The sequence below is a fragment of the Rhodopirellula sp. UBA1907 genome, assembly GCF_002337565.1.
Classification (GTDB): domain Bacteria; phylum Planctomycetota; class Planctomycetia; order Pirellulales; family Pirellulaceae; genus Rhodopirellula; species Rhodopirellula europaea.
Genome location: NZ_DDGH01000041.1, coordinates 20259 through 32513 on the forward strand (window position 1 = coordinate 20259; position 12255 = coordinate 32513).

The window sequence follows — 12255 nt, forward strand, 5'->3', positions numbered from 1 at the left end:
CGGCTTGCCAAGCAGGTCCGCCAGGAGTCACGCCACCAACAACTGCGGGCGTGTAGCCAACACCGTTGAAGAACGCGAAGGCGGCAAACAACACTCCGGTGATCACGTTCATGACCACACCGGCGCTGATGATGATCATTCGTTGCCAAACTGGTTTGGCCGGATAACTTCGTGGATCGAGTTTCTCTTCCGCGTCCGAGGCTTCTCCGCTTTGCCGAATCCGTTTGGCTTCTTCTTCCGCTTTACGTGGGTCATCGTCCTGACCCAACATCTTCACGTATCCGCCCAGGGGCAGAATGCCGATTCCGTATTCGGTTTCGCCGTAGGTGAACTTGCCGAGCGTTCGAGGGAACTTGATCGGGCCAATTGAAATTGGCACGTCGAATCCGACGTAGAACTTCTCGCATTTCACGCCAAACGTCTTGGCCGCGAGAAAGTGTCCGAGCTCGTGGACAAAGATGACCAAGCCGATTCCGAGGGCGACTTGGGTCCACAACCAAGTGGTTTGCAACCAAGCGATGACGCCGCCGGTGTCTTCGGTGGCCGCCAACAAGGAGGGCAAGAGGGACCAATCAACAGGCAACGACATGAATTCGACGGGGGTGAAAGAGAGTTGAACGAGGGATGCCAGCCCGGCAAATCCACGTTGAAGATATGGTTGGTCGGGCAAACAGGTTCACTGAACCCGTCTTTCCGAAGATGACGACATCAAATTTGGGCCAATTCCCGGGCTCGACCACGTGCCCAAACGTCCAATTTTAACAGCCGTTCGAGTGTGGGCGAAGATTCGTGGTCGTGGTCCAGCAGGGTTCGGCGGCAAATTTCAGGGATGTCAGTAAAGCGAATTTGCCCGGTCAGGAACAGGTCGACTGCGGTTTCGTTGGCGGCGTTGACCACCGCTCCAGCTGTGCCACCAACGCGGGCGACTTCAAAACCGAGTGCCAACGCCGGAAAACGGTCGGGATCGGCGGGGCTAAGCGACATGTCCCAGCCCTGAGTCCGATCCAGTTCTGGCGCGGGACAAGGCAATCGGCGAGGAAATGTCAAAGCATATTGAATCGGCATCCGCATGTCCGGCGGGCTGACCTGCGCGATCAAACTGCCGTCTTCGAATTCGACGAGCGAATGAATCAGCGATTGAGGGTGAACGACAACTTCGATTTTGTCCGCGGGCACATCGAAAAGCCACTTGGCCTCGATCACCTCAAGGGCCTTGTTCATCATCGAGGCGGAATCGATCGTGATTTTCGCCCCCATTTTCCAAGTCGGATGAGCGAGAGCTTGTTCGATCGTCGCTTCCCGCATTTGGGCGGTCGTCCAGTCGCGAAAAGGGCCTCCGCTGGCGGTCAGGATGAGCCGCCGGACGCCCGGCCAATGTGTCTTGGCGGAGGGATCAACCGCTGTGTTTGGTTGATTCGCGGTGGCAAATTGGCTTTGGCGAGCCCGTGACTCCGCCAAACACTGGAAAATTGCCGAATGTTCGCTGTCCACCGGCAGCAACTCAGCCCCGTTGTCCGCTGCCGCTCGCGTGACGACTGGACCAGCGACGACGAGGGTCTCTTTGTTTGCCAAAGCGACGCGTTTTCCCGCGTGAACGGCCGCCAAAGTGGATTCCAAGCCGGCTCGTCCGACGATGGCGGCAACCACCACATCAACGTCTTTTTCCGTGGCGGCTCGAACCAACGCGTCTGGTCCTACGTCCAACCGACAACGCTCCGTCAGACGTGAATTGGTTTGGGTGGACGCTGTTTTCAGAGCTTTGGCGGCTTGAGCTTCCATTTCAGCGTCCGAAACGACCACGCATTTCGGTGGCGTGTGGCAGCCTCCTGCCAACTCAATCAGCGGATCGATCTGGGAGTGTCCGGACATGCTCGACACTTCCCAGGCGAAATCTGGGTCACATCGATTCAGGTTTTCGATCACGTCCAATGCCGCCACGCCGATGCTTCCCGTTGCTCCCAGCACCGCGACGCGACTGACGGGGCGGTTGGTCGACCGGAAATCGGGGACCGAGTCCGCGGAGATGGATTCGGCCGGCACTGTCGGTTCCGTTTCTGAGGAGATGGGCTGGGGCGATGTCACGGGAATGATTGTCCAGGGTGTCAGGGGCCGTATCATGGGGGAACGGACCTGCCAGAACAATCCGAATAAGTCACCCAGACCCGTCGCGAAGCCAGATTTTCATACGGTGCGGGAAGTGGTGCCTTGGGAAGTCGACGAGCAGAAGAAATAGTGGAACCCTGGCTGAACCAGCCGTTATCAACAAAACAAACACAATTGGAACGCAATGAGCAACGAACCCAAGTCGAAACGCGGTGGATCGTCCGAGAATCGAGGCGGAGGAAGTGTTTGGTTGGTTTTGCTGGCGGTCACCGGCGCAGTGGTGCTGAGTGCGTTCCTATTCAGTGACAATCGCCGACGTCTGGCCTACCCGCATCTGAAAGAATTGTTGGCGATGTCGGCCGAACGCCAGGCGGCGATCGAGGCCCAGCAATCTGCTTCGGAAACCGGAGACGCTGCTGCGGACGGCGAATCGAGTTCTGCTCAGGCATCCGACGGATCCGGATCCTCGGCAACACCGGGCTCCACAGCAACACTGATCAGCGGTGATCCGGCCAACGAGATTCCTGTGCCGAAGATTGTGGTTCCCAGCAGCACGAAGGAAGACGTTTGGCATGAATTCAGCCGGCTCGACAACATCTTCGTCGCGGACGATCGAATCACCGGGAAGGTCTACTTCAAGTCGTATGTGAAGAATCATCCGAGTGAGAAGGAACCGGCTGAGGAGGTCAGCTTCCTGACGATTCGCGGCTATCCCAATGATCTAATCGCGGCCGAGTTGGAAGAATTGCTCGTGCAATCGGGCGTCAAATGGGACAACGATCGCCCCAGCCGCTTCCTCGAAAATCATTGGCCTGAGTTGTTGATGATTGGGGTTTTGGTCGCGCTCGGCATCGTGATGCTCAAGCGAATGGGCGGGGTTGGTTCGCCAATGTCGTTCTCGCGAAGCCGTGGCAAGCTTTACAGCGAAGATGACCTGCCGACCACGTTCGAAGATGTGGCCGGCATCGAAGAAGCCGTCGATGAAGTTCGCGAAGTCGTGGACTTTTTGAAAAACAGCGACAAGTATCAAAGCCTGGGCGGCCGCATTCCCAAAGGTGTCTTGTTGGTCGGACCTCCCGGCACCGGGAAAACATTGCTAGCCAAAGCGATCGCGGGAGAAGCCGGCGTTCCGTTCTTCAGCCTGTCAGGCAGTGACTTTGTCGAGATGTTCGTCGGCGTCGGTGCCGCTCGGGTTCGCGACATGTTCACCCAAGCGGTCAATCGGGCACCCTGCATCATCTTCATCGACGAATTGGATGCTCTCGGCAAAAGTCGAAGCGGCAGCGTTGTCGGCGGACATGATGAACGCGAGCAAACATTGAACGCGTTGCTGGTTGAAATGGACGGTTTCGATTCCAATTCGGGTGTCATTGTTGTCGCGGCAACCAACCGTCCCGAAACGCTCGACCCAGCGTTGCTGCGTCCAGGCCGTTTCGACCGGCACGTCTTGGTCGATCGTCCCGATGTCGCCGGACGCGAAGAAATCCTGGCGGTGCACGTGAAGAACGTGAAACTTGACGAGACCGTTGAGCTGAAAGGCATCGCATCGATCACCAGCGGTTTCGTGGGAGCGGACTTGGCCAACTTGGTGAACGAAGCCGCTTTGCTGGCCGCTCGAAACGGCAAACCCGCTGTGGCGATGGAAGAGTTCAATGAAGCCGTTGAACGTGTCACGGCTGGGTTGGAAAAGAAAAAACGGGTGATGAACGAGGACGAAAAAATTCGCGTCGCTTATCACGAGTCCGGGCACGCGCTCGTCGCGGCGGCACTGCCCAACACGGATCCAGTGCACAAGGTCAGCATCATTCCTCGAGGATTGGCGGCGCTCGGCTACATGATGCAGCGTCCCGAATCGGAGCGTTTCTTGATGACCAAGAGCGAACTGGAGAGCCAAATGAAAGTCATGTTGGCCGGTACGTTGGCGGAGGAAATGATTTTCCAAGACATCAGCACCGGAGCACAAAATGACCTGGAACGCTGTACCGAAACGGCTCGCAGCATGGTGATGGACTACGGAATGAGCCGTCTGGGGCGAATCAATCTTCGCCGCAACACACGCAGTCCATTCCTCGCTGGATCTGGTGGTGGCGAATATCAGATCATGCACAGCGATGAGATGGCGAAGATGATTGACAAAGAAGTTTCACGCATTGTCGACGACATGCTGGTGCAGACTCGCGAAATTTTGGAGCAGCGCCGTGATGTCTTGGAGGCGGTCACGCAGCGGTTGTTGGAGGTCGAAGCGATCGACAGTGAAGAGCTGATGCGGTTGATTCAAGAAAACAATCGCGGCCCGTGGTTGGTGCCCGGAACGGTCACGGAAAAACCAAAAGCCAAAATTGTGCCGCGAGAAGAAACGGAATCTCAGCAGTCAAATCGCTCGTGATTCCGTGCGATTTTCGCTCTTTCGAGGGTTGTCTTTGACCTCCGATGCAGTGAGCTCGATTGCGATTCCGGTCTTTCGAAAAAGATCGCAGATTTGTTAAAGCCCGATGCGGCAAGCGACGACATGCGTCCGCCTTGCCGTTTTTCATAAGCAGATGACACGCAATCGGGCGTTCCAAGATGCGATTCAATTGGATGGCGAAGAAAACTATCGGGCGGACCTGTGCCGGCCTTTCGGCGGTCACCGCGCTCGGTCTGTTGACCGGTTGCCAGCAAACCAACGGGACCACCGGTGCCCCGATCAGCATGCTTCAGCCCGGCCAAGCTCCGGTTCAGAACCCGACGTTGCCAACGCTCGGCCCGTTCGGTGCCTCCGCCCGTGTTCCACCACCCGCGACGGGATCGTATGGCCAGGTCAGCGGAACTCCCGCGGCCGCTGCCAACTACGCACCTTCAGGGACTTACAACACAACACCCGGCAGCGTGATTCCAATGAGTCACAACTCCGCCGACTCGATTGGGTCTGGTATCGCGCAAGCGGGCGGAACGATGCCTGGTTCGATGACCCCCGCCGCTCAAAACGCGAGCCAACAGTGGGTGGAGACCAACGCAGTTCAACCGAACCCGATGATGCCCACGCAGTCTGATGCATCCAGTGGTGTTCGCAGCGGCGGTATGCCGGTGATCGATTTGACGGGGGCTCCACCGCCACCGGGTTATGTTCCACAGGCAGCAAACTCGTACCCGAATTCGTATCCGTCAGCCAACATGATGGGAGCGAACAACATCGCGCCGCAAATGAACGTCGGTTCGATCTCTCTGCCCGGACAATTGCCCGTCAGCCAACTGGTGCCATCGGCTCCGCCTGCTGTTCAATCGTTGCAGTGGAACACCGCGTCGGCACCGGTCCAGTCGCCTCAGGATTCATTCCAAGGCAACGCCGCGGTTCAGAGCAACGGCGGAATGAACTCGGCCACGTCAGTTCAAGCGGCCGCGAATCAGCCAAGTTTCTCCACAGCTGATCGCCCAGTTCAGTGGCGAGCACCAAACCGCTGAAGTCAACTCAACTGACAACGGTCCGCTGAATCAAACCTGCTCCGAAGCGTTCATGCCGCGTCGATTGCTTTTCGCAATGAGCGGCAGAATTCACCGGCCTCTTCCGCAGCCGTTTTTACCGGATCGGCTCCTGAACTTTTGGCCTTGGCAACTGCATCGGCGACACGCCGGACGATGGCGGAGCCAACAATCAGGCCGTCAGAAACAGGTGCGAGTTGTGCGGCCGTTTCCGGACCGCTGATTCCAAAGCCAATGCAAATTGGCAACTCGGTTTGCTCTCGCAGCCACCCAACGTTGTCCACCAAATTGGTCGGCAACGCGGTTCGCTCGCCCGTGATCCCGGTCACCGAAACGTAGTAGAGAAATCCGCTGGACAATTCCGCGATTCTGCACTGACGGTCTCGGGTCGTGGTCGGGGTAACCAATTGGATCAGATCAAAACCCTTTTGGCGGCAGATCTTGCTCAACTCGTCCGCTTCTTCAACCAACAGGTCAGGTACGATCGCGCCGCAGTAGCCGGCTTGCATCGCCTGATCGACGTACTTGGCCATGCCAATTCGGTAGATGATCGAGTAGCTGACCATCGTGACCCGCGGCATCGCGTCGACGTCGGAATTCTCGGTCAAACGTTGGCCCAGATCCCAAACGTGTTGAAGTTTGAATCCGGCGTCGAGTGCTCGTTGGTACGAGGCTTGGATGACGGGGCCATCCGCAATGGGGTCGCTGTAGGGAACGCCAATTTCGCAAAGGTCCGCTCCGGCCTGGCGTGCTGCCGCGATGACCGCTTCCGTCGTATCGATGTTTGGGTCGCCAGTCGTCAAAAACGGCATCAGGGCTTTGCGGTTTTGACCACGAAGGGATTCAAACAGGCTTTGCAGAGGCGTCATGGATGGCGGATCGGCGTCAGGATGGGCGGACGGAACAGGTCTCAACGAATTCTGCCGCCAAGCCTAGATTCCCGTGTGCGGATCGGCAACCAAGCCGCCACCAAAGACCGGGCGAGTTGGAACCGGATGGAACCGCGGCCAAGGCACCTCGGGTGCCTTTTCTGGTTCGGCGTGCACGCCACCGGTGACCGGATCGAGGTCCAATGGCATGACTCCGTCGATTACGCCTGAACCAACTTGACCAACAGCTTCGTGATGCGTTGTTCCGGTGCTGTCGCACATCACGCCATGTCCGTCCGTGGGGACGATGACGGCTCCGTCCTCGATCAGGCTTTGTGTGTGCTGAGCGGCCGTGTGGGGACGCCCACGACGCCAATCGCCGAGCAACCCACCATGATCGTCTGGATCGTGGATTCGTTCACTGGGAACTCCCAACGCCACGCAACCGCTCGAGCTGGCGAGCATACAAATCAGCAAGCACCGCGTCAGCGAGCGTGCGATTTGGCCCCGGCCAATCGGAGCAATGCGGTCATGAGGATTGGAATGTGGCATAGCCAATCCATCGACCGCTCCAATCGATTTCTTTAGAAAAAATTACCTGATCGGAAAAGTCCGCTGATCCACTCAGGCGGAGCAGCCCGACAGAGTCGTCGCGGCAAGCAATCGAGTTTACCGAAGACCGACCGCAATCAGATATTCCTGACGCTCAGCACCCTTGCCAACTCCCGTTCGGATGAGCAGTCGATCATCGACCGGGACCGGTGTCGCGAAAATCGAATCGCCCGTTTTGTTCTCGGCCATCAGATCAAAACGGTCCGGGCTCGCTTTGAAAACGAAGATCGTTCCTTCTTCGGACCCTACGTAAACTCGGTTGTTCACTAACACGGGCGACGAACTGATTCCACCACCGAACAATCGCGAACGCCACATTTGTTTGCCGTCCATCGTCCGCCAGCAGTAGGCGACTCCCGTGTCGGCCACAGCGAAGACGTAGTTGGGAATGGTCAGCAACGACTGTTCGTAACACTTGACGTTGTTTTCCCACTGGACGTTGTTGGAGCTTCCGTCACCGAGAATGCACCAGGTTCCAGAGCCCGGGTTGCCGCCGCTGGTCATCACCCGGCGATCGTCCCAAACCACCGTCCCACAGATCGCTGCGGTGGCCGTGTCGACGCGCCACAGTTCTTTGCCGGAGACTGGATCATAAGCGTTGATCATGTCGGCACCCGACATCAGCACCATGTCTTGACCGCCGATCGTGGTCGCGATCGGCGTCGCGAAATTCAAGTTGGATGGCCGTTCGACTCGCCAAACGATCCGACCGGTGTGCGTGTCGAGAGCAGCGAGGCAGCTGTCAGCGCCGTCGTACTCCGCTGCGACGATCAACAAATCGTCCACCAAGATGGGGCTGGCTCCGTAGCCAAATTGAAAACGCGAGGGACGAAAGTCCGCCACCTTCTTCTGCCAATTTTGTTTGCCGTCCAAGTTGAGTGAGGTAACGACGATCGCATCATCAGTGTGAAACGACACGAAGACATGTTGTCCGTCAGAGGCTGCGCTCGGCGAGGCGTATGAATTGTTCGAGTGAATCCGGTCCGGCATGGTTCCGCGATGGATCACCCAATTGTCGACCATGCGTCCATCCGATCGATTGCACTTGATGAGTCGTTGTGTCTCGTCTTCTGCCACCGCCGTGGTCAGGAAGATGTGTTCGCCAACCACGATCGGAGTTGAATGTCCACGACCGGGAATCGCCGTTTTCCAGACGACGTTTTCGCCACGTTCCAGGTCCCATCGAACGGGAGCGTCCGCATCTGTCGCGGCATGGTTGTCACCGTCTGGTCCGCGCCATTGTTTCCATTCCTCCGCACGGCACTTAGGGGCGAATGACAAGCTAAAGGCCGCAACGATCAATCCGGTGATCGTCGTAAATGTCAACTTCCAAGTGCGAGCAACGCTCGAAGCTTCAGTGGTGCGGTACATGTTCCAAATCCATTGTCGGAAAAGAGAGTGTGAGAAGGATATGTTCGCGAAACGTTGTGTGCGAATGAGGAGCAACGCATGAAATGCCGTGTGCGGACGTCGAGACACTCGCATCGGATTTGTTGAGCCGAACCAAATGGATGCCATCAGACATCAAAAAGATGGTCGTTTACATTCGGCGAAGCTTTGCGTCTCGCGGAGAATAGGGGCTTCATGATTGGCAGACGCCGTTGTCTGTCAATCCGTGTCTGTCAATCGGCGGCCTGCCCCAAAACGACACGAGGTTGATGAGCAAATTGCTATCAACCTCGCGTTGGGTGTTTCAAAGTCGTTGGTGGAAGATCAGTTCACTGGCAAACCACCGCCCACTGGCAAGCCGGCATCCGCCGCTGCCTCATTGGGCAGACCAGCACCTGCTGGCGGACCAAAGGGGAGTCCATCGCCCATGACTGGCAATCCGCCTGGCATACGATCGATACCCTCGCCGTCTTCGTCTTCATCCGATAGCTCGACTCCCGCCAATTTCGCCAGAGCAACACGTTGCTCTTCCAGCGACTCCAGCCACTTCTTTTTGTCATCCAGCTGGTCGTCGTTGATCGCCTCTGCGATCGGGCGAATGTCATCGACCCATGACGTCAGAACTTTTTTGTCTTCGTCCGACGCTGCCGCGATCAAACCTCGTGGGTTCTTTGGAACCTCTGCTTCAGCTGATCCGACTGCACCTTGCATGATTTGTTGCAGGACGTGAGTGATTCTTCGGCGGGACAGCGAGACTTCTGGTGGTTGGGGTTTCGCGGCCGGCATGCCGCCCATCATTCCCATACCCATGCCCATTCCCATTCCTCCTTCCATCATCATGTCGGAGCCCATTCCCATGTCCATGTCCATTCCCATATCCATGTCCATGCCCGATTCCATCATTGAATCCATTCCCATTCCCATATCCATTCCACCACCCATCATGCCGCCGGTGGTGCGACTCTTGTCCTTCTTCTTCTTTTTCTCTTCCTTGACGCCCAGGAATGTTTCTGGATTTGGTGGCTGCTTCACGGTCATCGTGGTATTCCGATCGCGTGCCTGCAATCGTTTCAGTTCGGATTCCACTGTTTCGAAAGCGCGTCGCGACCAACTTTTCAAAACGCCGTCGGTGTCGGCGACTTGCCCGTTGAGTTGCTTGGTCATGTCGCCCAACTGAGCGGCCGAATAGAGCGCGATCAAGTCAGGCTTTTCTTCATCAGTGCTGATCGAAATCAACTGCTTGCCCAGCGATGTGTCATCAGGTGTGCTGAGGTAATGCAGAATGTCGACCGCCGAACGCTGCAAGTATGCGTGCGCCTTCGGATCGCGACCTTCCGGTGCCGGTGCATCGAGCAAATCCGTCATCAGTTGCGTCAGCTTGGCTTTCGGTTCATCCTTCATCGATGAGAATCCGTACATCGCTGCCCGATGCAAAGCTTGCAATGCTGCCGCGCGAACTCCGTCGACTTCCTCTTCGTTTTCGTACAGACCAACAAGGGTGTCAAAAAGAGGTGCAACAACCGCGGCCAATGGCAGGGGCGGACGTCCCGTCGCTCCATCGTACGGACGGCTATCAAGTCGTCCCAGAACCAAGATTGCATTGATTCGAGCAGCGGGGATGTGGTTGCCGGTCGCCACTTTGATCATCCCCTTGTAAATCCTCTTCAACAATTCCGTCTTGCCAGGATTGTCGATGCGTTGAGCGTTGGTGAGCGACTTCTCGAGCGAAGCCAGCATCGGACCCATCTTGTTCAAATTTTCCTTGCGAACAATCTGGTAGGGGACGACATGCTCAATGTAAATCGTCGCGCCCTTCAGGACTTCCCCGGTCAGTTGCTCCTTCTTTCGAGTCGTTGCCAAGGTTTTTGCCGCACGCTCGTAGCCATCAATTTGTTCGGGAGTCAGCTGCGCCGCAGGTGAGTCAATCACCTCGTACTGCTGGGCCGATGCGATTCCGCTGAACAGCCAACACAGCACCATGACCACGCACAGAATCCAAATTCGTTTGGCGCGTTGATGATTGGAAACCTGGCCTCCGGCGTCTGGAACCGAGTGCGCTGAATTCAAATGCGCAGCGGCAGCAATGGGGCCAGTTGGATTGGACGAGGACGAGGTCGTAGTGGCGTGTCGCAAAGGAACACCTTCGGTGAGAAGAGCACGGCCGAAAAGGATCGAAACACGAATGTTTCGCGGAGTCTTATTATTCACCGACTCACCGTCTCCCGTCAACGAAAATCCCGAATGTGAGAGCATTTGAGCGTTTGGAGAGGCTTCTCGCGGCCCGCCCGACACTTTCATCCGAGGTCCACGAAAAAAGGCGAGGCCGGCTCCGAAGAACCGACCCCGCCTCGCACGGGGGGACGCTTAATATTTGGGTAAATCATGGTGCAGAGTGCGTCCCTCCGACACAAACAACCATAGTTCCGTTCCTGCGAATTTCGAGCAATTCGGTCTCGGAATCGGGCGTTCTGGAGCAGTCCACTGCTCTCCGAGATGGTTTGTGAGGAAGGGAACGATTGTGACGTTTGGAGTCCTTGGCAGACCCGATTGATCGGGGTGATCCGCCGCAAAACTTTCCCAGCCTGAACCGGATGGATTGGAGTGGCGGTCAAAATTTGCCGATTGTTCCGGTTGGAGGGGGGCCTCCGTCATGGATCATCGTTTCGCCCACGACACCGTCGTTCAGGCCGCGATCCATGTCCATTTCAATCCTTTGGGAACGGAAGTGACGGAAGTAGCAATGCAGAGCAACACCAACCGTTGGGTCGGCCATTTCGCACTGCGAACTGTGGAGCCGGTGGAAAATCAGGAGCCGGTGGCACGACGTTGGCGATCCGCCTTCGTCGCAGGAGTCGCAGCTTTGGTAAGTGTGTGCGGTGGAGACGCCAACGCACAACGACCGGTCGTTCCCGGGACGGGCACCGAGCTCGTCGGCGTGGCCGATGACTTCGAGGACGAATCGTGGCGATACGTGCCGAACAATCCCAAAAGCACGGAAGACATTGATGAAAATCAACGTGCACCGATGGGGAAAAGCACCAACGGCCGTTGGTACGAAGGCATCAAACGCGGCCACCCGGACGTGGTCGAACGAGTCGTCACTCCTGCCGGCGGATTGCCGGGCAGCAAAGGCGCTCTGCTAATGCGCAGTAAGTTCACTGGCATCCCAGGTAACGCTAGCGGAACGATGCACCAAGATGACTTCATTGCAAACGTTCAGTATCGACTGAAGCGTCGCATCGATGTTTCTGAGGTGCCCAGCGTCACAACTCGAGTGTTCCTGCCACCAGTCGCCGAATGGGAAAAACGCAGCGGACCACACTTTGGCTTCCGTTTGGCTCTCGAAACAACGGCATTGATCGAAAAAGAGATTGGGTTTCTCAAACTCAAACGCAAAGAGATGGGCAACGAGATTTACTGGCCCGGAATGTTCATCGAGTTTGAGAGCAAAGCAGACAGCCGAAGCCGTACCGACGACTACGCTTACCTGCGAGTTCGCAGCAACCAACGCGGAGCCGACTTCCGCGGACCACAGATCACGACGACTGGTTGGTGGACGATGGGTATTAGCGTCACGCCCGATGGCATGGTGCACTACTACGCCTCGCCGGGCGTCGAGGACCTGACGGAAGAAGACTACATCACCAGTCAATTCCCATACGGTTACGAAGCCGAACGAATGCGGACGTTCTTCTACAACATCTGCAGTGCAGATGATGGACGCCGTTGGAGCACTTCGTTCATCGTCGACGATCCCAAAGTGTTCTTGGTTCGACCCAAGGGCAAACAAATGGCGGGTCGGACGAGCAACTCGCGTCGCTGA

9 protein-coding genes are annotated in these 12255 nt (G+C 56.9%); 3 read left to right on the forward strand and 6 right to left on the reverse strand.

Features of this window, described 5'->3' with window-relative positions; genetic code table 11:
- Positions 1-589 (reverse strand): site-2 protease family protein (locus B2R17_RS09200; protein ID WP_286763762.1); only part of this gene is annotated, 589 nt, incomplete at its 3' end.
- Positions 590-708: 119 nt separating this feature from the next.
- A complete protein-coding gene (gene dxr / locus B2R17_RS09205; RefSeq protein WP_286763763.1) occupies positions 709-2040 on the reverse strand; it encodes a 1-deoxy-D-xylulose-5-phosphate reductoisomerase in 1332 nt (443 codons plus the stop codon).
- 247 nt (positions 2041-2287) lie between these two features.
- Between dxr and ftsH the strand changes: the two genes are divergently transcribed.
- Both ftsH and B2R17_RS09215 read left to right on the forward strand, forming a co-directional pair.
- Positions 2288-4489: an ATP-dependent zinc metalloprotease FtsH gene (gene ftsH / locus B2R17_RS09210; protein ID WP_286763764.1), complete on the forward strand. Its 2202-nt coding sequence runs from the start codon at positions 2288-2290 to the stop codon at positions 4487-4489.
- Positions 4490-4683: 194 nt separating this feature from the next.
- Complete coding sequence (locus B2R17_RS09215; RefSeq protein ID WP_236617988.1) at positions 4684-5544, forward strand: hypothetical protein; 861 nt, start codon at positions 4684-4686, stop codon at positions 5542-5544.
- Positions 5545-5594: 50 nt separating this feature from the next.
- Here the strand turns inward: B2R17_RS09215 and trpA are convergent, their stop codons facing one another.
- From trpA to B2R17_RS09235, 4 genes are all read right to left on the reverse strand, one after another.
- Positions 5595-6431, reverse strand: a complete 837-nt coding sequence (gene trpA / locus B2R17_RS09220) for a tryptophan synthase subunit alpha (RefSeq protein WP_286763765.1) — start codon at positions 6429-6431, stop codon at positions 5595-5597.
- A gap of 63 nt (positions 6432-6494) precedes the next feature.
- On the reverse strand, positions 6495-6983 hold the full coding sequence (locus tag B2R17_RS09225) for a hypothetical protein (protein WP_286763766.1): 489 nt from the start codon (positions 6981-6983) through the stop codon (positions 6495-6497).
- 117 nt (positions 6984-7100) lie between these two features.
- Positions 7101-8414 carry a PQQ-binding-like beta-propeller repeat protein gene (locus B2R17_RS09230; protein ID WP_286763767.1) on the reverse strand — a complete coding sequence of 438 codons (1314 nt, stop codon included), beginning with the start codon at positions 8412-8414 and terminating at the stop codon, positions 7101-7103.
- 342 nt (positions 8415-8756) lie between these two features.
- Complete coding sequence (locus B2R17_RS09235; protein ID WP_339887972.1) at positions 8757-10730, reverse strand: hypothetical protein; 1974 nt, start codon at positions 10728-10730, stop codon at positions 8757-8759.
- Between the two features lie 352 nt (positions 10731-11082).
- Between B2R17_RS09235 and B2R17_RS09240 the strand changes: the two genes are divergently transcribed.
- Complete coding sequence (locus B2R17_RS09240; protein ID WP_008661796.1) at positions 11083-12255, forward strand: hypothetical protein; 1173 nt, start codon at positions 11083-11085, stop codon at positions 12253-12255.

Bases quoted from the DNA above. Each gene is read 5' to 3' on its own strand.
- trpA (WP_286763765.1), bottom strand. From the start codon at position 6,431: ATGACGCCTCTGCAAAGCCTGTTTGAATCCCTTCGTGGTCAAAACCGC.
- B2R17_RS09230 (WP_286763767.1), bottom strand. From the start codon at position 8,414: ATGTACCGCACCACTGAAGCTTCGAGCGTTGCTCGCACTTGGAAGTTG.
- B2R17_RS09240 (WP_008661796.1), top strand. From the start codon at position 11,083: ATGGATCATCGTTTCGCCCACGACACCGTCGTTCAGGCCGCGATCCAT.
- B2R17_RS09225 (WP_286763766.1), bottom strand. From the start codon at position 6,983: ATGCCACATTCCAATCCTCATGACCGCATTGCTCCGATTGGCCGGGGC.
- B2R17_RS09235 (WP_339887972.1), bottom strand. From the start codon at position 10,730: ATGAAAGTGTCGGGCGGGCCGCGAGAAGCCTCTCCAAACGCTCAAATG.
- B2R17_RS09215 (WP_236617988.1), top strand. From the start codon at position 4,684: ATGGCGAAGAAAACTATCGGGCGGACCTGTGCCGGCCTTTCGGCGGTC.
- ftsH (WP_286763764.1), top strand. From the start codon at position 2,288: ATGAGCAACGAACCCAAGTCGAAACGCGGTGGATCGTCCGAGAATCGA.